Below are 22,363 nucleotides of genomic sequence, written 5' to 3'. Positions count from 1 at the left end.
TTTTCTTTTACAATACTAAAAATTTATTCTTTTTATAACACCACAGGCAATTTTTTCTCCTGCATTACCTGACGGTTGAGTTCTAAAATCATCAGGCATAGAGTGTATTATAACAGTTTTCCCTATAATTTCATTTAGATTAAAACGGTCTGTTAAAAAGGAAGAAAAAGCCATATTTTTTACACAAAAAAGCGGAGGTAAATCTCCTGCGTGGTAAGGATGAGCACAATTATCGGGATTATAGTGTGTTAAAGAGTTTTTAAAATAATCACTTTCATCTCCTGTGCAACTTGTACCCTCGTGAATATGGAATGCAAAAACACTATTTTTACATTTCATATCTGAACATGGAAGATTATTTATTATAGTTACCATAACTATACCCAAATTAACAGGATAAAAATAAACATTTCCTGATATTTTGGGATAATTTTTACTCCCCTTAATTTGTGCTATGGCTCTTGGTTTAGTATTTAGAAGAGTATTAAAATTTATATTAAACATAAAAAAACTCCTTATTATAAAATATATAAATATTTTATGAAAAAAATAAATATAATGTTATAAGCTAAGGAGGAGTTTGTATTGAAATATTCCTTGTTTTAATATACTTTATTCGACATTTTTTATTGACACTAAAGTAATAGTATGTTATACTAAATTATCATTAAACAATTGGAAGTATACGCCTTTTACGATAGGGTTTCCAAGAGTGAGAATGTACGACCGCTTGTGTTTTTTTACAAGCTAAGGCCAGACGGACAGCCGGGTCGAACGCCGAAAACCGATTTAATCGGTTGGCAGGGAATATCTGCCTTATTGATTGAGTTAAAAGCTCAAATTTTATAAGTTGGTTACTTTATAACCATTTGCGATGCACACATCGGCTTGTGAAACGGTCAATAAGAGTACGCGTAAACAATCTTTACTTACACTCTAAAACCTATCAGATAGTATAATTATCCATTTTTTTAGGTTATTATATATTGTGATTTCACGGTAAGCAATGTGTCATATTGCTTACCGTTTTTGTTTATAAATTATTTTAAGGTGGGGAATTGGGTATGAAAAAAATTATTGAATTAAAAAATATTTCCAAGGAGTTTGATTCTGAAAAAGTCCTTGATAATATCACCCTTGATATATATGATAAGCAGTTTGTTACTTTGCTTGGTCCTTCAGGTTGCGGTAAAACTACGACATTAAGGATTGTAGGAGGTTTTGAAACTCCTGACAGTGGCGAAGTTTTATTTGAAGGAAAGAAAATTAACGACCTTCCTCCATATAAAAGACATATCAATACTGTTTTTCAGAAGTATGCTCTTTTTCCGCATCTTAACGTATTTGAAAATGTTGCTTTTGCTCTAAGACTTCAGAAAATTCCTAATAAAGAAATAATTAGAAGAGTTAAAGAAATGCTTGAACTTGTTGCTTTAAAAGGCTTTGAAAGAAAAAATGTTACAAAACTTTCAGGCGGTCAGCAGCAGAGAGTTGCAATAGCACGTGCCCTTATAAATAAGCCAAGAATACTTCTTTTAGATGAGCCTCTTGGTGCTCTTGATTTAAAATTGAGAAAAGATATGCAGAATGAACTTAAAAAAATTCAGAAGCATACCGGTATAACTTTTATATATGTTACTCACGACCAGGAAGAAGCCCTTTCTATGTCTGATGTTGTTGTTGTTATGGCTGACGGTCAGATTCAGCAGATAGGTACTCCTACTGATATTTATAATGAGCCTGTTAATGCTTTTGTTGCAGATTTTATAGGTGAAAGTAACATTGTTGACGGAATTATGAATGAGGACTTTAAGGTTACTTTTTCTGGCCATACCTTTGATTGCGTTGACAAAGGTTTTGATAAAAAGGAACTGGTTGACGTTGTTGTTCGACCTGAAGATGTTGATATTGTTGACATTGATAAGGGAATGTTAAAAGGTGTTGTAACAGCAGTAACGTTTAAAGGCGTTCATTATGAAATTATAGTTGATATAAATGGATTTAAGTGGATGATTCAGTCTACTGATTTTGTTGATGTTAATGCCGAGATAGGTATTTTTATTGAGCCTGAGGCTATTCATATAATGAGAAAGTCAGATTATTCTGGTCAGTATGGAGATTATTCAACATTCAGTGATGAAATTGAAGAACTTTCAAACACAGAAACAGTGGAGGAATAAGAAATGGAAAAAACAAAAGGCGGACTTGGCAGATTTGTTGCTGCTCCACATATTTTCTGGACCCTGCTTTTTATAATAGCACCACTGTTATTTGTTATTTACTATACATTTACAACTCCTGACGGAGCATTTACCTTGGATAACATTTTTTCCTTAAAGGAGCATGTTAATACCTTTTACCTTTCAGTAAGTTTATCGGTAATTGCAACATTTATTTGTTTTGTATTAGGATATCCTTTGGCATATATGATAGCAAAAAGCGGTGAAAAGTCTCAGAAAATAATGATAACACTTATTATGCTTCCGATGTGGACTAATCTTTTAATAAGAACATATTCCATGATGGCTATTATGGATGACGGAGGTTTTTTAAACAGTATCTTAGCATATTTTAACCTTGGCAAGTTGCATCTTATAGGTACAAAAGGTGCAGTAATTTTTGGTATGGTTTATGACTTTTTTCCTTATATGGTGCTTCCTATTTATACAACTATATCCAAACTTGATAATTCAGTTATAGAAGCAGCAGGAGATTTGGGATGTAATTATTTTGAAACTATTACAAAAGTTGTTCTTCCTTTATCTTCTTCAGGCATTATATCAGGAGTAACTATGGTTTTTGTACCCTCAATAAGCACATTTTACATTTCCCAGAAATTAGGGGGAGGAACATTTGAACTTATAGGGGATACAATAGAGCGTCAGTTTCAGAACAGTACAACATATAACGTAGGGGCGGCAATCTCTCTTGTTATGATGATTCTTGTGCTTATTTCTCTTGCTATAATGAATAAATTTGCAGAAAAAGAAGGAGGCAACTAAAATTGAAAATATTTTCAAAAATCTATATTGCACTTATATTTACAATTTTATATATTCCTATTTTAGTTCTTATGCTTTTTTCTTTTAACAGCACTGCAAACACAGGCGATTTAACAGGTTTGTCGCTATATTGGTATAAAGAACTGTTTAACAGTCCTGAAACATTTACTGCGCTTAAAAATACACTTTTACTTGCAATAAGCGCATCAACTGTATCTACCGTTATCGGTACTGCCGCTGCAGTAGGTATTACAAAGTTTAAAAGAAAATACACAAAAGGTGCTCTTCTTTCTGCAACAAATATTCCTATGATGAACCCTGATATTGTAACAGGGATATCAATGATGCTATTATTTGTTTTTGTGGGGACAATGCTTGGTAATGAAGATAAACTTACCTTTACAACTCTCCTTATAGCCCATATAACTTTTTGTCTGCCTTATGTTATTTTATCAGTAAGGCCTAAATTGCTTGAAATGAACAAGGCTCTTCCGGAGGCAGCGATGGATTTAGGATGTACACCTGTGCGTTCTTTCTTTAAGGTTGAACTACCTAACATTATGTCTGGAGTAGTTTCAGGGTTTATTCTTGCATTTACTCTCTCTTTAGACGATTTTGTTATAAGTTATTTTACAACAGGTAACGATTTTCAGACACTTCCGCTTCTTATTTATTCAATGACTAAAAAGGAAGTTAAACCTGATATTTACGCTCTTTCAACTTTAATGATTCTTACAGTAACTATTCTTATGGTTTTATCTAATATTTCATCTAAGAAAAAAACCACAGACGGAAAGGGGCAGTAAAATGAAGAAGTTAATATTTATATCCTTTCTAATCTTATTAACCCTTTGTGGTTGCAGTTCCAAAAGTAATGAAACAGTTACTCTTAATGTATATAACTGGGGAGAATATATCTCAGACGGTTCTGAAGAATCTTTGAATGTAAATGACGAATTTGAGCGTTATTGCAAAGAAGAACTTGATATGGATGTTGTGGTTAATTATACAACATACGCAAGTAATGAAGATATGTATAATAAGATAAAAAGCGGTTCTGCATCTTATGATATTATAATTCCTTCAGATTATATGATAGAAAAGATGATTTTGGAAGATATGCTTCTAAAACTTGACTTTTCAAATATTCCAAATTACGAATTTGTTAACAGTGCGTATAAAGATTTGTTCTATGACCCTTATAACGAATATTCAGTGCCATACACCTCAGGAATGGTAGGAATAATATATAACGAAAAAATGGTAGATGAAGAAGATACAGGCAAGTGGGACTTGTTATGGAATGAAAAATATAAGGGGCAGATACTTCAGTTTAATAATCCACGTGATGCATTCGGAACTGCAATTTATTCTGCCGGTGGGGATGTTAATACCACAGATGTTAGGGTGTGGGAAGATGCTTCACAAAAGTTAAAAGTGCAAAAACCTCTTGTTCAGAGTTATGTAATGGACGAAATTTTCAATAAAATGAAAAATGGCTCGGCTGCAATCGCTCCTTACTATGCAGGAGATTATCTTACTATGTATGACAGTAATGACAGTTTAAGATTTTATTATCCCGAAGAAGGAACTAATATTTTTGTTGATGCTATGTGCATCCCTGAATGTGCAAAAAACAAAGAACTTGCAGAAATATATATTAACTTTATGTTAAGTGATGAAATAGCGATAGCAAATGCAGAGTATATTGCATATTCATCTCCTCTTGACAATGTAAGAAATAATGAAACTTATATAGAGGATATGACCGAATGGAATGAAAATGCAATGGATATTTTATATCCTGAAAGTGTAGATTTTAAAACAACATATTATAAAAATCTTGACCCTGAAACCCTAAAACTTCAAAATAGTTTATGGGAAACATTAAAAATTGAGAATTCTGTTGAGCCATGGGTATATATTACAAGCCTTGGAATTATACTGCTTCTACTTGTAATTTTTGGCTGGAATTTTATCATTAAAAAAATAAGAGATAATTATTAAATAAATTAGCCCGATTAAGTTTAATCGGGTTAATTTTATATATATTTAGTCTATACAAAATTTAATATATATGATATAATTATAAGAAAAAATATTATAAAGGAGATAATATTATGGCTTTATGTGAACTTAAATTTTTTAGCGAAGCATTACAGATGCATTCAGTAGTTAATGTTATTATACCTCAGAGCAGTACAAGCGGGGAAATCGGTACAAATAACAATACAAAAAATGAAAAGTATAAATGTTTATATTTACTTCACGGTTTAAGTGATGACGAAAGCATATGGTTAAGACGTACTTCTATTGAAAGATACGCAAACAGATACGGTGTGTGCGTTGTTATGCCTTGCGGAGGCAGAAGTTTTTATACTGATATGAAATACGGTGGAAAATACTATACATATATTGCAGAAGAAGTTCCAAAGGTTATAGGCGAATTCTTTAATGTATCAGATAAGAGAGAAGATACATATATTGCAGGTCAGTCTATGGGTGGATACGGTGCACTAAAGATTGCCCTTAAAAACCCTGACAGATTCTGTGCATGTGCAGGTTTATCTTCTGTTGCAGATATTGAAAATATGGTTAACTTCTTTAAAGATACATTGGTGCCTATTTTTGGAGAAGATATTAATATTCCTGAAGATGAAAATTTATTCCATCTTGCAAAAAAATGCAATTCAAATCCTTTAAAGCCTCGTATTTATATGGGCGTTGGAACTGAAGACTTTTTATATGAAGATAATGTAAAGTTTAAAGAATTTATGGAAAAACTTGATTATGATTATACATATCAGGAATCAGAAGGAATTCACACTTGGGATTTCTGGGATGTGTATATACCTTATGCATTAGACTGGATGTTTAAATAAGAGGTTCGTTTTTTGAAAGAAGGGAAGAAGTTTGCTGTTTTCATCTCGTCATTTAGCAAAAATTATTATACCTTTAATGCTTGAACAAACTCTTGCAATAACAACAGGTATGGCAGATTCGATTATGGTTGCCAGTGCGGGAGAAGCTGCAGTTTCAGGGGTTTCTTTAGTGGATACTGTTAACCTGCTTATGATATATTTATTCACTGCTCTGGCAGGTGGCGGTGCAGTTGTTATTTCCCAGTTTATTGGCAGAAATGATTTGGAAAATGCTAAATCTTCAGCAAAACAACTTATCTGGATTGTTTTGTCAATTTCCTCAGCGCTGATGATTATTGCACTTATTTTAAGAGAGCCCCTTTTAAGATGGATTTTCGGAAGTATAGACCAACTTGTTATGGAAAATGCAAAAGTATATTTTTTATTTACTGCTATGTCATTTCCATTTTTCGCTTTGTATAACTCTTGTGCGGCAATATTCAGGTCTATGGGCAATTCTAAAATATCTTTAAATATTTCTATTGTTATGAATGCAATAAATGTGTTGGGTAACGCTCTATTAATTTTTGTTTTTCATATGGGGGCTGCCGGTGCTGCTATTGCAACACTTGTAGCCCGTATTATCGGTGCAGCCTTAATGCTTATTTTTGTTCATAATAAAAAGAATATTGTATATGTTGAAAAACTTATACATTATAAACCGAATTTTCTGCTTATTAAAAAAATATGCTCAATTGGAATTCCCAACGGTTTTGAAAACAGTATGTTTCAATTTGGAAAGGTTATGACACAAAGCCTTATTTCAACATTCGGAACTGCTCAGATTGCTGCAAATGCAGTTGGAAACGCCATTTCCCCCATTCAATATATACCAGGAAATGCAATAGGGCTTACTATGATAACTATAATAGGTCAATGTGTGGGAGCCAGGGAAAAGGAACAGGCTAAAAAATATGCTTTAAAACTTCTTACAATAGCCTATTTATCAATATTTACAATTTCAGTTTTTATGTGTATTTTTGCTAAGCCTCTTATAAGTTTTTATAATCTTTCGTACGAATCAAGTGAACTTACATATAAACTTATAATATATCATTCTCTTGCAGTTTCCTTAATCTGGCCTACTGCCTTTACTTTGCCTAACTCTTTCAGGGCTGCGAATGACGTTAAATTTACTATGATTTTATCCATAACATCTATGTGGATATTCAGGGTAGGGTTAAGTTATGTATTCGGCTTGTATATGAATATGGGCGTTATGGGAGTATGGTATGCAATGACTTGTGATTGGTTATTCAGAGCCATTATATTTGGAACACGATATATAAAAGGGACATGGCTTAAAAGAGTTTAGAAAGGTATAAAGATGATAAGATTAGATAAACTTTTATCCAATATGGGTAAAGGCTCAAGAAGTGAACTTACAAAAATAATAAGAAAAGGTATGGTGTCGGTTAACTCAAATATAGTAAAAGACCCGTCTTTTAAAGTGAACGAAGAAAAAGATGAAGTTTTTTATATGGGCGAAAAAGTTGTGTTTAAATCAAACCTTTATGTTATGCTTAATAAACCTCAAGGATATATAACCTCAACCGAGGATGATTATAATAAAACTGTTCTTGATTTAATTTTGGATCCTTTAATTAAAAAAAGGGTTGCACCTGCAGGAAGGCTTGATATTGATACTGAGGGTTTTGTATTTTTAACTGATGATGGCGACCTTAATCATTTTATAACAGGACCAAGATGCCATGTAAGAAAAAGATATTTAGTGCATCTTAGAGATACTTTAAGCGATGAAGATATAGTAAAACTTGAAAATGGAGTTATACTTGATGACGGATATTTAACTAAAAAATCAAAAGTTATACCTATTGAAGATAAAAAATGCTATATAGATCTGTATGAAGGAAAATTTCATCAGGTTAAAAGAATGTTTGAGAGTGTTAATAATAAAGTAATATATTTAAAACGAACGATAATAGGAAATCTTGAGCTTGACGAAACGCTTGAGCCTGGACAATATCGTGAATTAAAAGATTTTGAACTTGAGTTAATAAAAGGAAGGTAAATATGAACATTACAAAAGTATTATCAGAAGAATTTAAAATAGATGTATGGCAGGTTGAAAACACTGTTAATTTAATAGATGAAGGTTGTACTATTCCTTTTATTGCGCGTTACAGAAAGGAAAAAACAGGTTCGCTTGACGACCAGCTTTTAAGAGAGTTGTTTGACAGGCTTAATTATCTTAGAAATTTAAATCAGAGAAAAGAAGAAATTATCCGTTTAATTGATGAACAGGAAAAATTAACTGACGAATTGGTTGTTGCAATCAACAGTGCAAAAACTTTAACAGAAGTTGAAGATATATACAGACCTTTTAAACCGAAAAAGAGAACAAAAGCAACTATTGCAAAAGAAAAAGGGTTAGAGCCACTTGCTAATACTATTTATCTTCAGAATATATTTAAAGGCGATATTTTGGAAATTGCAAAAGAATATATAAATATAGATAACGAGGTTTTAACAACAGAAGATGCATTGGAAGGTGCAATGCATATTATTGCAGAAATTGTTTCGGATAATGCCGAAATAAGAAAGAAATTAAGAAGCCTTATATTAAAGCAGGGAATTATAGAAAGCAAAAGTTCAAAAGATGAAAAGACAGTATATGAAATGTACTACGATTATAAAGAGCCTGTTTTAAAAGTTGCCAACCATAGAATTTTAGCAATGGACAGAGGCGAAAACGAAGGAATTTTAAATGTTAAGATAACAATCAGTGATGACATCGCACTTGATATTATAGAAAAAGAAATTATTGTTAATACGAACAGTATAGGTTATTCGTATATAAAGACAGCGTGTGAAGATGCATATAAAAGACTAATTTTCCCGTCTGTTGAAAGAGAAATGAGAAATTATTTAACAGAAAAGGCTCAGGAAGATGCAATAAAAGTATTTGCTCTTAATCTTAAAAACCTTTTATTACAAGCGCCTTTTAAAGGAAAAACCGTTTTAGGACTTGACCCTGCATACCGTACAGGGTGTAAAATTGCAGTAATAGATAAAACAGGTAAAGTGCTTGATACCTGTGTTATATATCCTACTCCTCCTCAGAATAAGGTTGAGGAAGCAAAAGCAAAGATTCTTTCTTTAATTAAAAAATACGATGTTGATTTAATTTCAATAGGGAATGGAACAGCGTCAAAAGAATCTGAAATATTTGTTGCTGATTTAATAAAAGATACTGATAAAGAAGTTTATTATATAGTAGTTTCTGAAGCGGGAGCGTCTGTTTATTCTGCTTCTAAACTTGGTGCCGAAGAATTCCCTGATTTTGACGTTGCCCTAAGAAGTGCAGTGTCAATAGCAAGAAGAATTCAGGACCCGTTGGCAGAACTTGTTAAGATTGACCCTAAGGCTATTGGTGTTGGTCAGTATCAGCACGATATGAACCAGAAAAGACTGTCCGAAGCATTAAAAGGTGTAGTTGAAAATTGTGTTAACTCTGTTGGTGTTGACGTTAATACTGCATCTCCGTCTCTTTTATCTTTTATTTCCGGTATCAATTCTACTGTTGCGAAAAATATATTGACATACAGAGAAGAAAACGGTGAATTTAAAACAAGAAAAGAACTTTTAAAAGTTCCGAAACTTGGCGAAAAAGCGTTCTTACAGTGTGCAGGGTTTTTAAGAATTTCAGGTGGAAAAAATGTGCTTGATAATACTTCAGTTCATCCTGAAAGTTATGATGCTGCTTTAAAACTTCTTGATATTTTAGGATATAAAAAAGAAGATATAGGAACTCTTTCTGATATTGATAAAAGAGTTGAAGATTATAAGAAAACAGAAATTGCAAAAGAATTAAACATTGGTCTTCCTACTTTAAATGATATAATTATGGAACTAAAAAAACCGGGCAGAGATATCCGTGATTCTGCTCCTAAACCTGAACTTCGTTCGGATTTACTTGATATAAAAGATTTAAAACCTGATATGCTTTTAACAGGGACTGTTAGAAATGTTATCGACTTTGGTGCTTTTGTTGACTTGGGTGTTCATCATGACGGTCTTCTTCACATTTCCCAGATATCAGATAAATATATCAAACATCCGTCAGAAGTACTGGCAGTAGGGGATATTGTAAAAGTAAAAGTGCTTGATGTAGATGTAAATAAAGGAAGAATATCTCTTACCATGAAATAGGAGGGTAATATGGACACTTATTTAGAATATTTAGTTAAGCAGAAATATACTGCATCAAAAATTTTAATTATAATAGGTTTATATTTACTTGCAACAATTCTTTCATTTTTATCTTTCTTAGTTGCCCTAAGAAGTCCTTTTATATTTCGTTATTACGTAGTGGTTTTATTTATATTTTTTTACGGTGCAAGGTTCTTTTCAAAAAAACTTTGTGTTGAATATGAGTATATAGTTACCAATGACGAACTTGATGTTGACAGAATTATTGCAAGAAAAACAAGAAAAAGATTTTTAACGGTGTCTGTCAAGGCTTTTGAAGAATTCGGTAAGGTGGAAGATGATACTGTAAAAAGAATAAAACCGACTGTTAAAATAGTATTTGATGCAAGTATGGGTAAAGACAGCGATAACAGGTATTATGCGGTTTTCAATAACAAAAACGGGGATAAAATGCTTTTGATATTTAATCCTACTAAAAAAATGCTTGATTTATTTAAAATATATAATCCACGCGTGATAAATATTTAAGGGGATGAAAAAATGTATCTTGCTTTATCTACACAAATAAAACAGTTGGATAATCTTGCGTCTTCACAGTATAATATGCCTGTTTCTTTACTTATGGATAATGCAGGAAAGAGCATCTTTGAGGCTATCAAGGAAGATATTGACGCTTCCTGTTTTGCCATCTTTTGCGGTAAGGGTAATAATGGAGGAGATGGGCTTAAACTTGCAAAATATTTAAAAAACGACGGGAAAGATGTAATAGTTTATCTTACAAATGACCCTGGCGAGTTTGGGGATATAGTTTTTAAGGCTTATAATGAAGTTTTAAATTTAGGAATAGAAGTAAAAAACTACACTGATGATGTGCCTTGTAACTGTGTAATAGTTGATGCACTTTTAGGAGTTTCTGCTAAAGGTGCTCCATATGGAAATATTAAATCTGCTATTGATAAAATAAACAGTTTGAACTTAACCGTTATTTCTATTGACCTTCCAAGCGGACTTAATATTGATACAGGGAAAATTTCAGGAAGCGTTGTTTGTGCCGATTACACATATACTCTTGCTCTTGATAAAGTCGGGCTTAATGTTTATCCTGGAAAAGAATATGCAGGGATAAAAAGAGTTCTTGATATAGGAATTTGTGATGACTGTGTCAATCAACTAAAATTTAAAAATTACTTAACGGATATAACAATGGCAAAAACACTTCTTCCAAAAAGAAAGCAGGATACTCATAAATACAATTTTGGACGAGTAGGTATTGTCGGAGGAAGTTTAGGGATGTCAGGCTCTGTTTGTATGGCTGCTAATGCTGCTCTTCGATGTGGTGCAGGTCTTGTATATGTATTTGTTCCTGACGAGATTTTTAATATAGTTTCTACTAAACTTACCGAAGCAATTATATTAAAAGAAAGCGAACTTATTAACTATTTTGATAAACTGGATGTTATATCGGTCGGAATGGGTTATTGCCATGATATAAAGAAAAAGCATATAATAAAACAGATAACTCAGAAGTTTTTAAAGCCTGTTATTTTTGATGCAGGAAGTATTGAATATCTATCTTTAAATTCTGAGCTTATTAAAAATAAAAAGTGTTCTGCGATTCTGACTCCACACGCAAAAGAATTCTCCAGACTTATTAAAATGGATACCGAAGAAATTAACTTAAACAGAATGTTTTTAACCAATAAATATTCTAAAGAATATAATTCGGTTATTCTTCTTAAAGGAGCAGCAACAATAACTTGTGCAATAGACGGAGAACTGAGAATAAATGCCACAGGCAATTCAGGAATGGCTACTGCAGGTTCAGGAGATGTACTTTCAGGAATTATAGCAGCGCTTGTTGCTCAGGGAATGAGTAATTTTGATGCTACAAGTATAGGTGCATATATACATGGCTTGGCAGGGGATATTTTAAAGGAAGAAAAGACTGAATTCGGTATTATTGCAACCGATTTAATTGAGTATATTCCTTTGGCATTTAAAAAAATAATAGAATAGTATAAATCAGAAAAAATATGTAAATTATAATAAAGGTGAGGTTATGATGGATTTTTGCGGAGCAAGAACATGGGTTGAAATAGACCTTGATGTTTTTTGCAACAATCTTAAACTGATAAGACAACATATCGGAAAAGAGGTTAATCTTCTTGCAGTTATAAAAGCCGATGGCTACGGTCATGGGGCAGTAGAACTTGCTAAAGTTTGCGAAAAAAACGATGTAGATGTTCTTGCTGTTGCTTGTGTTGACGAGGGCATAATTTTAAGAAAAGCAGGTATTTTAAAACCTATACTTATTCTGTCTTATATTGATGATTTGCAGATTGAAGATATGATAAGTTATGATTTAACTCCGACTGTTTTTGACTTTGAATTTGCTAAAGCTGTTAACGACATGGCATTAAAACAGAATAAAAATGTAAAAGTTCATATTAAACTTGATACAGGTATGACAAGGTTAGGATTTCAGACCTATGATATATCAGAAACTGTAAATGAAATCTTAAAAATCAACCAACTTTCAAATATCAAAGTTGATGGAATTTTTACTCATTATGCCGATTCGGATAATTTAGATTTATCTTATTGTGATTTGCAGTTTGAAAAATATATGAGTGTACTTGATACCTTAAAGCAAAAAGGACTTGATATTCCTGTAAAACACACGTGTAACAGTGCAGGGGTTATGAGTTCTTCAAATAAGTATCTTAATATGGTAAGATGCGGTATTATGATATACGGATATTATCCTGAGCCTCATCTTAGAGAAAAACTTCCGGGCCTTAAACCACCATTGTCGTGGAAGGCAAAAATCAGCCAGATTAGAGAACTTTATGAAGATACCACTGTCAGTTACGCAAGGAAAGGAAAAGGTAAAAAAGGAGATAAATTAGGCGTTATATGCGTAGGCTATGCTGATGGATATTCGCGTAAACTCTCTGATGATTTTTATGTTCTTGTAAATGGGAAGAAAGCAAATGTTGTCGGCAGGGTATGTATGGACCAGATAATAGTTGACCTAACTCAAATTCCGGATGTTAAAAAAGGCGATACAGCAACGCTGATCGGTACAGACGGTAATTTATCAATAACTGCTGATGATTTTGCAAATAAACTTGATACAATAAGTTATGAAATACTTTGCGATATCGGTAAAAGAGTTCCGCGTTATTATTTTAAAAAAGATAAAAAGGTAAATTTTGATGTTTGACGATTAAATAAAAAATATGTATAATGATTCTATGGAGATATTATCCCTACTAATTTTTAAGGGAGGCGAACACCTTGGAATCATCAAAAAACATAGAAATTAAAATATCGGATAAACTATATGACGAGTTAGAAAATTTAAATGTTGATGTAAAAAAAGAAGTGGAAAAAGCACTTTTAAAAAAAGTACGATGTTCCTATAGTTATGAGGAGTTAAAAAAGGGATATCAGAGTATGGGTAAAATAAATTTGGGGTTTGCAAAGATGTGTTTGGAGGCAGATGAAGATGCTCTTAATGTAACAGAGCAATACTTGACGGAGTGTGAATAAATTTTGCAAATCAAACGTGGAGATATTTATTATGCAGATTTAAGCCCTGTTATAGGTTCTGAACAAGGAGGAATAAGGCCTGTTGTTATAGTTCAGAACGATGTTGGCAATAAATACAGTCCAACAGTTATTGCAGCCGCTATAACAAGCAAAATAAATAAAGCGAAACTGCCTACTCATATTGAAATTGACGCAGAAACTTTCGGTCTTCCAAAAGATTCGGTAGTTTTGGCAGAGCAGATAAGAACTATTGATAAAAAAAGATTAAGAGAGCGCATAGGTCATCTTGATAGTGATTATATGTATAAAGTGAGCGATGCATTAAGTATCAGTTTTGGACTTTTATAATGGTTAGATTAAATATTTTTATCAGAACTTTTTAAAGGGAGTCTTATACATAGATTTCGAAAAAAGTTGACAAATTTTTAAAATTATATTATAATGTATTTAACAAGGGGAGCTTATATGAACTTTTTAGTTCTGGCTGAGAGGAAGCATGGCTTCGACCCGTAACCTGATTTGGATAATGCCAACGTAGGGAATATTATGCGCGCATATTATACCACAGGTCTTGTTACCTGTGGTTTTTTTGTAAAATTTTACCGGGTTTTCCTTTGTTTTAAAAAATTTAAACAAAGAAAGGAAATATTATGAACACAAAAACATTTAATTTAACAAGGGCGTCAATTATGATTGCTCTCGCTTGTGCACTGTCATTTTTTAAAATTTTAGAACTTGGTAACGGTGGCTCTGTTACTATGGGAAGTATGGTGCCTATAATACTTATTTCGTTTATTCTTGACAAACGATGGGGGATAGCAACAGGTGTAATATACTCACTTACCCAGATGTTATTACAAGGAGTTGCAGCACCTCCTACTGAGGACTTTTTAAACTATATGTTAGTTATCCTTTTGGATTATGTACTGGCATTCTCAGTTCTTGGTATGGCAGGAACAATATCCTCATTTATCAAGAATAAATGCTTTAAAGTAATTTTTGGTACCACTGTGGTTATATTTTTAAGGTTTGTATGTCATTTTCTGTCCGGCATAATTATATGGGATGTATATGCACCTGAAGGTCAGAGCGTGTTCTTATACTCACTCTTATATAACGGTTCTTATATGCTTTTAGAATTTATCATAACCCTGACTGTTATGTTTTTAATATCTAATCTTACATATTTTAAGAATTTAATAAAAAACTAATATAACATTTTAAAATGTCGAAACATTTTTGTATTCTCATACATTGTTTCGACATTTTTTATTTTTAAGAAAGTGTATAATTAACGCGAGGTGAAAGGAATGACTGTATACTGGGATCTAATGTTTTTAATAAATTTTTTTACTGATTATTTAATTTTATATATTTCTTCAAAAGTAAATTTTTTTAATACAGGTTTTTTAAAATTACTGCTTGGTGCTTTTATAGGCGGAGTATACGGAATATTCCTTTTTGAAACAAATTTAATTATAAATATTATAAGTTATATACTGGTAACTTTTCTTATTTTAAAAATAGTATTTAAAAAACCTGATTTTAAAATTATATCTGTTTATTATACTGTTTCTTTTATTTTCGGGGGACTCGGCAGTTTTTTTAATAATATATATGGAGTGGTAAAGGTGTCGGAAGGATTTTTATATGTGGAGAATAATTTATGGGCAGTTCTTATTTCTTTTGTAATAAGTTCTGTTGCTGTAATAGCAGTACTGAAATTGACAAAAAGAAATATTATAAAGGGAAGACAACTTCAAATGTTTGATATATATTTAGAAGGGAAAAAAGTGTCTGTAACAGGCCTTTTAGACACGGGAAATCTTCTTTTAGACCCTATAACAGGTTATCCTGTTATTGTTGTTATGTATGATGCGGTAAAAGAAATTATACCCGAGGAACTTAATAAATTTTTAAGTGAAGGTAACGATTTATCTTATAATATCAGCAGAAAATATTTAAAGAAAATACGACTTATACCGTGTAAAAATTCTATCTCAAATGATATTTTAAAAGGTTTTAAGCCTGATTATGTTGTAATAGATGATTCAAAGAAAAAAATAGTTAAAGATGTTATCATAGCAGTTGTTTATAATAAATTGTCAGAAAATAATGAATTCGGTGCAATTTTAAATCCGCAGATATAGAGGTGAAGTATGAAAATTATAAATTGGTTGATTAAAAAAATATCAAAATTATTAAAGAAAGATAATTTTTTTCATTATATCGGAGGGGTTGATATTCTTCCTCCGCCTTTAACATATGAAGAGGAGAATATGTACCTTCATCTGGCAAAAGACGGAGATGAAAAAGCCAGAGATGCTATTATTGAGCATAATTTAAGACTGGTGGTATATATTGCCAGAAAATTTGAAAATACAGGTATATATGTTGAAGACCTTATATCAATCGGCACTATCGGACTTATAAAAGCAATAAATACCTTTGATGTTGATAAAAATATAAAACTTGCAACTTATGCTTCAAAATGTATAGAAAATGAGATACTTATGTATCTTAGAAAAACCTCAGGGCATAAAACTGAAATTTCAATAGATGAACCTTTAAATGTTGATTGGGACGGAAACGAACTTTTATTATCAGATATACTTGGAACTGATAATGATATTATATATAAATCCTTAGAAGATAAAGTGGATAAAGAACTTCTGGTTGAAGCATTATCAAAATTATCAAGAAGAGAACAAAACATAATGAATTTAAGATTCGGCCTTATAAACGGAAGTGAAAGAACCCAAAAAGAAGTGGCAGAAACTCTTGGCATAAGCCAGTCTTACATATCAAGGCTTGAGAAAAAAATTATCTCAAAACTAAAAAAAGAAATAAGTAAAATGATGGAATTATAAAAAGCGTGAAAAAATACACGCTTTTTTAATTTATTCTTTTTCTTTTATTGTTGCACCTAAAGAAGATAAATTTTTGCAAAAATCACTATATCCTCTCGTTATATATTCGCAGTTTTTTACAACGGTTTCACCGTCGGCATTAAGACCTGCTAAAACAAGTGCTGCACCTGCTCTTAAATCAGTTGCAGATACTGTTGTACCTGATAATTTTCCTCCTTCTATAACTGCACATCTGCCGTCTATTCTTATGTTTGCACCCATTCTTTTTAGTTCTCCTAAATGCTGAAATCTGTTTTCAAAAATTGTTTCTGTTATAATACTTGTGCCTTTTACTGATGAAAACAGTGAAGAAAACTGCGCTTGCATATCGGTTGGAAAACCCGGATATGGAAGTGTTTTTATATCTGCAGATTTTAGGGGAGAATCACATATAATACGAATAGAATTTCCTTCTTCATAAATTTTAGCACCTATTTCTTTTAACTTGGCGCTTATCGGCATTAAGTGGTCGCATATAACATTATTTAAGGTTATATCTCCTTTTGTGATAGCGGCAGTTACCATATATGTTCCCGCTTCAATTCTGTCAGGAATAATAGAGTGAGTGCATCCTGTAAGTTTGTTTACGCCTTCTATTTTTATTGTGTCTGTACCTGCGCCTACAATATTTGCCCCCATAGAATTTAAGAAATTTGCAAGGTCAACTATTTCTGGCTCAACTGCGGCATTTTCAATCATTGTTATACCGTCTGCCAAGCAGGATGCCATCATTATATTTTCGGTTGCTCCTACAGAAGGGAAGTCTAAATAAACTTTTCCGCCTTTTAGTTTATCGCAACTTATATCAATATACCCGTGCTTTTTTTCTATTTTTGCTCCAAGTGTTTCAAACCCTTTTAGATGAAGGTCTACTGGTCTTGTGCCTATTGCACAGCCTCCGGGATGCGAAATCTGAACGTTTCCGTATTTTGCAAGAATAGGCCCTGCAATAAGAAATGATGCCCTTAGTTTATTGGTTTGTTCATAGGAAGATTTTAATTTTTTAATAACATTTGGTTTAACTTTGTAAACTTCATTTTCAAATAAAATTTCAAAACCTAATGATTTTAAAATTTCAAACATATTATTAACATCTGTAAGATTTGGAACGGAGTGTAATTCGGAGGGAGAATCAGAAAGAATTGTTGCTGCAATAATAGGCAATGCTGAATTCTTTGCACCGTGTATTTTAAGGCTTCCTGTAAGGTTTTTTGATTTTTTTAATATTATGTCAGACATTGGTTTTCTCCTTTAAAAAATACTCTTATTTAAAGTATGTTCTTTGCTGTGATTTTAATACTTGACATTTTTTAAAAAAAATTAAAAAAACTAATGACAAATTATAAAAAAAGATATATAATATATTTAATATATTATAAAAAATGGGAAAGTGGGGTTGGAGTATGCCAAGTTGGTTCTTTGTGTCAACAATAAATTATGCAGATATAATTGACATAGCCATTGTTAGTTATGTTATTTATATGGTTATTGTGTTTTTCAAAAATACACGTGCATATCAGTTGTTAAAAGGTATTGCACTTTTGCTGATATTTACTCAGCTTAGTGAAATTTTAAAATTAAACACAATTAATTTTATTTTGAAAAATACCATGCAGGTTGGATTACTTGCAATAGTTATTTTATTCCAGTCCGAAATTCGTAAAGCACTTTCCAAAGTGGGCAGCAAAGGGTTTAAATTATTTAATTTTGACGACAGCGAAAGCGATGAGCAGATTGAAAAAACAGTTAATCATATTGTTGATGCAAGTTTTAATATGTCCCGTTTAGGATACGGAGCATTAATCGTAATTGAAAGAGATATTAAAATTGCCGATATTACAAGAACAGGCATCAGCCTTAACTCTGAAATCACTTCTGAACTTTTGGTTAATATATTTGTGCCTAATACTCCTCTTCATGATGGAGCAGTTATTATAGGCGATAAAACTATTAAAGCGGCTGCGTGTTTTCTTCCTCTTTCTCAGAATGAGAGTATATCAAGTGAACTTGGAACAAGACACCGTGCAGGTATAGGTATTACTGAGTCTACTGATGCAGTTGTTGTCATTGTATCTGAGGAAACAGGCAGCATATCAGTTGCAAGTGATGGCGAAATTGCAAGGCATATGACCAGAGAGCAACTTGCTTCAATACTTAAAAAATCTCTTGACAAAGAGTTTGGCAAAAATAAAAAAATAAAAGTCAGGAGGTCGAAGAAATATGAAAAGAAAGCTAAAAGATAATTTGTGGATAAAGATTATTTCTGTGTTAATTGCCATAGTGCTTTGGTTTTATATTCAGATGATTCAGAATCCTGAAACCGAATATACTTTTAGAAATATGAATGTTTCATTTATCAATTCTTCTCTTTTGACAGAAAGAAACCTTGTGATTATGGACCAGGACGGTTTTAATGTTGATGTTACTGTTAACTGCCCAAGATGGTTTCTTAATGAACTTTCAAATGAAGATTTCGTTGCATATGTTGATATGTCTGATGTCAGGTATCCAGGTGTTAATGAACTTCCTGTCAAAGTTCGTATGAATAACGAAAATATTATAGTTATGGGTAAGAATCCGTCTACAATTTCAGTTAATATAGACGAAATTACTACTGTTGAAAAGCCTTTAAAGGTTGAAATTGCAGGTAAGGTTGATAACGGTTATTACACATCTTATGATTTTATTACTCCAAGTGTAGAAACAGTTAAGATTACAGGACCTAAATCTATTGTGGCCAATATCAAAAATGCTCTTGCAAGAGTTGACCTTAATAACAGAAAAGGCAATTTTACAACCAGTTGTAAGATTATTCTTATAAATGAATCTGATAATACTATTACGGATGAAAGAGTTACCATGCTTGATGAGAATGTTGATGTTGACGTTAAGGTTTATTCCAAAAAGAAAATTCCTGTAAATGTATCAGGAATTCCTGATAATATATCATACTCAGTTATTCCGAAAAATATAGAAATTGCCGGAGAAGAAGAATATATAGAAAAGATAAATGAAATAAGAATAAATAATTTCAGGCTTTCTGATACTTCGGTAGGTTATACACAAAAGGTTGAAATAAAGTTAGATTAAAATCTTATTTTAATTTCCGATGTTATGCCGGAAGTTAAAGTAACAGGCGTAAAATAAAATATACTAAAAAATAAACGGGGAGAGTGATTATTATGACATTTTATGTTAATGATATTTTTCTTCCCGTTAATCATCATATAGATGATGTATATTCTTTAGCAATTAAAAAAAGTGGTGTAGCAAAGGATAATATAAAAAATATCTGTGTAAGAAAAAAATCTGTTGACGCACGTGGAAATGATGTAAAATTTGTATATTCCGTTAGCATTACTCTTTTTAACAAAGTTAAATTAAAAAAAGATTCTAAAATAGTAATTCCTAAAGATTACAGTATTGAAATAAACTGCAAACTAAATAAAAATGAAAGACCTATTATTGTCGGGCTTGGTCCTGCAGGGCTTTTTTGTGCATATCTTCTTGTTTTATACGGTATAAAACCTATTATATTTGAACTCGGAAAACCGGTAGACGAAAGAATAAAGGATGTTGACTTATTCTTTCAAAAGGGAATATTTAACGAAAATTCCAATGTTCAGTTCGGCGAGGGCGGAGCAGGTACATTTTCAGACGGTAAACTTACTACAAGAATAAACGATACAAGATGCAATTTTGTTTTGGAAACTTTTCATAAATTTGGAGCAGATGAAAACATTTTATACGAATCTCATCCGCATATAGGCACAGATAAGTTAACTCATATTATTAAGAAAATAAGAGAGTTTATTGCAGAAAATGGCGGAGAAGTTCATTTTAAAAGTGAAGTTTGCGATCTTTTATGTGATGAAAAGGGTATAAAGGGAGTAGTACTTAAAAACGGAGAAAAAGTGTTTTCAAGAAAAGTTGTTCTTGCTGTCGGGCATAGCAGCAGGAAGATGTTTGAACTTCTTAAAAACAAAAATATTCTTATGGAGAAAAAACCCTTCTCGGTTGGAGTAAGAATTGAGCATTTAAGAGAATTTATTGATGAGAAAAGATATGGCAAATATGCAGGGCATAAAAATTTAGGCTCGGCAGAATATCAGTTTTCAAAAAGGGAAAATAACAGAGGATGCTATACTTTCTGTATGTGTCCAGGCGGGCAGGTTATTGCATCTAATTCAGAAGAAAATATGGTTGTTACAAACGGTATGAGTAAATCTGATAGACTTGATATAAATTCCAACAGTGCAGTTGTTGCATCAGTTCTTCCTGAAGATTTAGATTCTGATATTATGTCAGGAGTATATTACCAGAAGAAACTTGAAAAACTGGCATACGAATATGGAGGAAAAGATTATATTGCTCCTTGTCAACTTTCAAAAGACTTTTTAAATGATACAATAAGCACTAAATTTTATGATGTTAAACCAAGTTATCCTTTAGGAACATCTTTTTGCAACTTTAATGATATATTTGATAAAAAAATATCCGATATGTTAAAAATAGGATTGGCATCCTTTGATGAAAAAATAAAAGGATTTTCATATGGCAGTGCAGTTTTAACCGGTATAGAAACAAGAACAAGTTCTCCTCTTAGAATTTTAAGAGGCGAAAATCTTAATTCTGTAAGCATCAGTGGATTATATCCGGCAGGTGAAGGCGCAGGATATGCCGGAGGGATAACAAGCGCCGCAGTAGATGGTTTAAGAATTGCTCAAGCAATTTTAGAATATGAAAATTAAAATATATTATGAGGTGATTTTATGGATTTTATTAAGAAGAACAAAGAGTATGACATTATAGGATTCGGCGAAGTAATGTTAAGACTTTCACCTGACAGTAAGGAAAAAATCTCCACAAGCGAAAGTTTTAATAAAAATGCAGGTGGCTCAGAACTCAATGTTGTATCAGGTGCAGCGATGCTTGGAGTTCGTTCTGCCATTATCACCAAACTGCCTGAAAACAAATTAGGGCATTTTATAAGAAATAAAATAAGATACGGAAATGTTAGTGATGATTACATAGTATATGACAATTCGGATACTAAAAGACTTGGAATATATTTTTATGAAAGTGGAGTATATCCAAGAAAATCATCTGTTGTATATGACCGTGCAAACGCTTCTGTTACAACTCTTACAGATTCAGAAATTCCTGATGATATTTACAAAAAAACTTCTATTTTCCATATAAGCAGTATTTCTCTTGCTTTGGGTAAAACATTACAGCAAACAGCAATAGACTGTATAAAAAGATTTAAAGAGGCAGGTGCTGCGATTTCTTTTGATGTTAACTACCGTGCAACATTATGGGATGAAGATACAGCAAGAGAAACTATTAAATCAATTCTTCCTTATGTAGATATTTTATTTGTATCTGAAGAAAGTTCAAGAAGAATGTTTCAAAAAACTGGCACCCTGAATGAAATTCAGAAAAGTTATGCAGATGAATACGGCTGTAAAATAGTTGCAACAACTAAGAGAGAAGTTTTAAGCCCTACAAAACATAACTTTTCATCCCAGATTTATTATGATGGTAATTTTTATACTGAACCTGCATATGAAAATATCGAGGTTGTTGACAGACTTGGCAGCGGCGACGCATATGTGGCAGGTGTATTATATGGTATTATTTCCCGCGAGGATATAGTTTTAGCATTAGAAATCGGAAATGCTATGTCTGCTATAAAAAATACAATTAACGGAGATATGTGTTCAAGTGGTATAGGAGAAGTGGAAGAAGTAATTAAATCTCATAAAACTGTTGGACACCAGAGCGAAATGAACAGATAATT

General features: G+C 32.0%; 22 protein-coding genes and 1 riboswitch. Of the genes, 20 read left to right on the top strand and 2 right to left on the bottom strand.

Features of this window, described 5'->3' with window-relative positions; all coding sequences use genetic code 11:
• Positions 1-15 precede the first annotated feature (15 nt).
• Entirely contained in the window at positions 16-504 is a 489-nt protein-coding gene (locus IKZ35_04005) for a superoxide dismutase family protein (GenBank protein MBR4893127.1), read from the bottom strand.
• Positions 505-1,064: 560 nt separating this feature from the next.
• On the opposite strand from IKZ35_04005, the gene IKZ35_04000 reads away from it, so the two are divergent.
• From IKZ35_04000 to sigE, 16 genes are all read left to right on the top strand, one after another.
• Positions 1,065-2,180, top strand: coding sequence for an ABC transporter ATP-binding protein (locus IKZ35_04000; protein ID MBR4893126.1), 1,116 nt, complete (start codon positions 1,065-1,067; stop codon positions 2,178-2,180).
• 3 nt (positions 2,181-2,183) lie between these two features.
• On the top strand, positions 2,184-3,002 hold the full coding sequence (locus IKZ35_03995) for an ABC transporter permease (GenBank protein MBR4893125.1): 819 nt from the start codon (positions 2,184-2,186) through the stop codon (positions 3,000-3,002).
• A gap of 71 nt (positions 3,003-3,073) precedes the next feature.
• Positions 3,074-3,808 carry an ABC transporter permease gene (locus IKZ35_03990; protein MBR4893124.1) on the top strand — a complete coding sequence of 245 codons (735 nt, stop codon included), beginning with the start codon at positions 3,074-3,076 and terminating at the stop codon, positions 3,806-3,808.
• Between the two features lies 1 nt (position 3,809).
• A complete protein-coding gene (locus IKZ35_03985; protein ID MBR4893123.1) occupies positions 3,810-5,009 on the top strand; it encodes an ABC transporter substrate-binding protein in 1,200 nt (399 codons plus the stop codon).
• A 113-nt stretch (positions 5,010-5,122) separates the two neighbouring features.
• Positions 5,123-5,884 (top strand): esterase family protein, encoded by a 762-nt coding sequence (locus IKZ35_03980; protein ID MBR4893122.1) that lies wholly within the window; start codon positions 5,123-5,125, stop codon positions 5,882-5,884.
• Between the two features lie 76 nt (positions 5,885-5,960).
• Positions 5,961-7,238 (top strand): MATE family efflux transporter, encoded by a 1,278-nt coding sequence (locus IKZ35_03975; GenBank protein ID MBR4893121.1) that lies wholly within the window; start codon positions 5,961-5,963, stop codon positions 7,236-7,238.
• Between the two features lie 15 nt (positions 7,239-7,253).
• Positions 7,254-7,955 carry an rRNA pseudouridine synthase gene (locus IKZ35_03970; protein MBR4893120.1) on the top strand — a complete coding sequence of 234 codons (702 nt, stop codon included), beginning with the start codon at positions 7,254-7,256 and terminating at the stop codon, positions 7,953-7,955.
• 2 nt (positions 7,956-7,957) lie between these two features.
• Entirely contained in the window at positions 7,958-10,096 is a 2,139-nt protein-coding gene (locus IKZ35_03965; protein MBR4893119.1) for an RNA-binding transcriptional accessory protein, read from the top strand.
• A 9-nt stretch (positions 10,097-10,105) separates the two neighbouring features.
• Positions 10,106-10,624: a hypothetical protein gene (locus IKZ35_03960; protein ID MBR4893118.1), complete on the top strand. Its 519-nt coding sequence runs from the start codon at positions 10,106-10,108 to the stop codon at positions 10,622-10,624.
• Positions 10,625-10,636: 12 nt separating this feature from the next.
• On the top strand, positions 10,637-12,112 hold the full coding sequence (locus tag IKZ35_03955) for an NAD(P)H-hydrate dehydratase (GenBank protein ID MBR4893117.1): 1,476 nt from the start codon (positions 10,637-10,639) through the stop codon (positions 12,110-12,112).
• Between the two features lie 43 nt (positions 12,113-12,155).
• Positions 12,156-13,322 (top strand): alanine racemase, encoded by a 1,167-nt coding sequence (gene alr, locus IKZ35_03950; GenBank protein MBR4893116.1) that lies wholly within the window; start codon positions 12,156-12,158, stop codon positions 13,320-13,322.
• Between the two features lie 74 nt (positions 13,323-13,396).
• Positions 13,397-13,651, top strand: coding sequence for a hypothetical protein (locus IKZ35_03945; protein MBR4893115.1), 255 nt, complete (start codon positions 13,397-13,399; stop codon positions 13,649-13,651).
• 3 nt (positions 13,652-13,654) lie between these two features.
• The gene (locus IKZ35_03940; protein ID MBR4893114.1) at positions 13,655-13,999 is read left to right on the top strand and encodes a type II toxin-antitoxin system PemK/MazF family toxin; all 345 of its coding nucleotides are present in this window, start codon (positions 13,655-13,657) and stop codon (positions 13,997-13,999) included.
• Between the two features lie 95 nt (positions 14,000-14,094).
• Positions 14,095-14,210: riboswitch (TPP riboswitch) on the top strand.
• Between the two features lie 91 nt (positions 14,211-14,301).
• Positions 14,302-14,862: an energy-coupled thiamine transporter ThiT gene (thiT, locus tag IKZ35_03935; GenBank protein MBR4893113.1), complete on the top strand. Its 561-nt coding sequence runs from the start codon at positions 14,302-14,304 to the stop codon at positions 14,860-14,862.
• 99 nt (positions 14,863-14,961) lie between these two features.
• Positions 14,962-15,801 carry a sigma-E processing peptidase SpoIIGA gene (locus IKZ35_03930; protein ID MBR4893112.1) on the top strand — a complete coding sequence of 280 codons (840 nt, stop codon included), beginning with the start codon at positions 14,962-14,964 and terminating at the stop codon, positions 15,799-15,801.
• A gap of 9 nt (positions 15,802-15,810) precedes the next feature.
• Positions 15,811-16,521 (top strand): RNA polymerase sporulation sigma factor SigE, encoded by a 711-nt coding sequence (gene sigE, locus IKZ35_03925; GenBank protein MBR4893111.1) that lies wholly within the window; start codon positions 15,811-15,813, stop codon positions 16,519-16,521.
• Positions 16,522-16,551: 30 nt separating this feature from the next.
• Here sigE and murA read toward each other — a convergent pair whose 3' ends face one another.
• A complete protein-coding gene (gene murA, locus IKZ35_03920) occupies positions 16,552-17,799 on the bottom strand; it encodes a UDP-N-acetylglucosamine 1-carboxyvinyltransferase (GenBank protein MBR4893110.1) in 1,248 nt (415 codons plus the stop codon).
• 164 nt (positions 17,800-17,963) lie between these two features.
• Between murA and cdaA the strand changes: the two genes are divergently transcribed.
• The 4 genes from cdaA (at position 17,964) to IKZ35_03900 (ending at position 22,361) form a co-directional block, all read left to right on the top strand.
• Positions 17,964-18,803, top strand: a complete 840-nt coding sequence (gene cdaA, locus IKZ35_03915) for a diadenylate cyclase CdaA (GenBank protein ID MBR4893109.1) — start codon at positions 17,964-17,966, stop codon at positions 18,801-18,803.
• The gene (locus IKZ35_03910) at positions 18,781-19,650 is read left to right on the top strand and encodes a hypothetical protein (protein MBR4893108.1); all 870 of its coding nucleotides are present in this window, start codon (positions 18,781-18,783) and stop codon (positions 19,648-19,650) included. Before cdaA ends, IKZ35_03910 begins: the two co-directional genes overlap by 23 nt.
• 92 nt (positions 19,651-19,742) lie before the next feature.
• Positions 19,743-21,311: a hypothetical protein gene (locus tag IKZ35_03905; GenBank protein MBR4893107.1), complete on the top strand. Its 1,569-nt coding sequence runs from the start codon at positions 19,743-19,745 to the stop codon at positions 21,309-21,311.
• A gap of 21 nt (positions 21,312-21,332) precedes the next feature.
• Positions 21,333-22,361 carry a sugar kinase gene (locus tag IKZ35_03900; GenBank protein ID MBR4893106.1) on the top strand — a complete coding sequence of 343 codons (1,029 nt, stop codon included), beginning with the start codon at positions 21,333-21,335 and terminating at the stop codon, positions 22,359-22,361.
• Positions 22,362-22,363: the final 2 nt, after the last annotated feature.

The sequence above is a fragment of the Clostridia bacterium genome (assembly GCA_017554615.1).
Lineage (GTDB): Bacteria > Bacillota > Clostridia > UMGS1840 > HGM11507 > SIG450.
This window is presented reverse-complemented; position numbering and strand designations above follow the sequence as displayed.

Excerpts from the sequence above, each read along its gene's own strand:
- sigE (MBR4893111.1), top strand. The coding sequence starts at position 15,811 with ATGAAAATTATAAATTGGTTGATTAAAAAAATATCAAAATTATTAAAG.
- alr (MBR4893116.1), top strand. The coding sequence starts at position 12,156 with ATGATGGATTTTTGCGGAGCAAGAACATGGGTTGAAATAGACCTTGAT.
- IKZ35_03990 (MBR4893124.1), top strand. The coding sequence starts at position 3,074 with ATGCTTTTTTCTTTTAACAGCACTGCAAACACAGGCGATTTAACAGGT.
- IKZ35_03905 (MBR4893107.1), top strand. The coding sequence starts at position 19,743 with ATGACATTTTATGTTAATGATATTTTTCTTCCCGTTAATCATCATATA.
- cdaA (MBR4893109.1), top strand. The coding sequence starts at position 17,964 with ATGCCAAGTTGGTTCTTTGTGTCAACAATAAATTATGCAGATATAATT.
- IKZ35_04000 (MBR4893126.1), top strand. The coding sequence starts at position 1,065 with ATGAAAAAAATTATTGAATTAAAAAATATTTCCAAGGAGTTTGATTCT.
- murA (MBR4893110.1), bottom strand. The coding sequence starts at position 17,799 with ATGTCTGACATAATATTAAAAAAATCAAAAAACCTTACAGGAAGCCTT.
- thiT (MBR4893113.1), top strand. The coding sequence starts at position 14,302 with ATGAACACAAAAACATTTAATTTAACAAGGGCGTCAATTATGATTGCT.
- IKZ35_03975 (MBR4893121.1), top strand. The coding sequence starts at position 5,961 with ATGCTTGAACAAACTCTTGCAATAACAACAGGTATGGCAGATTCGATT.
- IKZ35_03955 (MBR4893117.1), top strand. The coding sequence starts at position 10,637 with ATGTATCTTGCTTTATCTACACAAATAAAACAGTTGGATAATCTTGCG.
- IKZ35_03980 (MBR4893122.1), top strand. The coding sequence starts at position 5,123 with ATGGCTTTATGTGAACTTAAATTTTTTAGCGAAGCATTACAGATGCAT.
- IKZ35_03985 (MBR4893123.1), top strand. The coding sequence starts at position 3,810 with ATGAAGAAGTTAATATTTATATCCTTTCTAATCTTATTAACCCTTTGT.
- IKZ35_03995 (MBR4893125.1), top strand. The coding sequence starts at position 2,184 with ATGGAAAAAACAAAAGGCGGACTTGGCAGATTTGTTGCTGCTCCACAT.
- IKZ35_03900 (MBR4893106.1), top strand. The coding sequence starts at position 21,333 with ATGGATTTTATTAAGAAGAACAAAGAGTATGACATTATAGGATTCGGC.
- IKZ35_03930 (MBR4893112.1), top strand. The coding sequence starts at position 14,962 with ATGACTGTATACTGGGATCTAATGTTTTTAATAAATTTTTTTACTGAT.
- IKZ35_04005 (MBR4893127.1), bottom strand. The coding sequence starts at position 504 with ATGTTTAATATAAATTTTAATACTCTTCTAAATACTAAACCAAGAGCC.
- IKZ35_03910 (MBR4893108.1), top strand. The coding sequence starts at position 18,781 with ATGAAAAGAAAGCTAAAAGATAATTTGTGGATAAAGATTATTTCTGTG.
- IKZ35_03965 (MBR4893119.1), top strand. The coding sequence starts at position 7,958 with ATGAACATTACAAAAGTATTATCAGAAGAATTTAAAATAGATGTATGG.
- IKZ35_03960 (MBR4893118.1), top strand. The coding sequence starts at position 10,106 with ATGGACACTTATTTAGAATATTTAGTTAAGCAGAAATATACTGCATCA.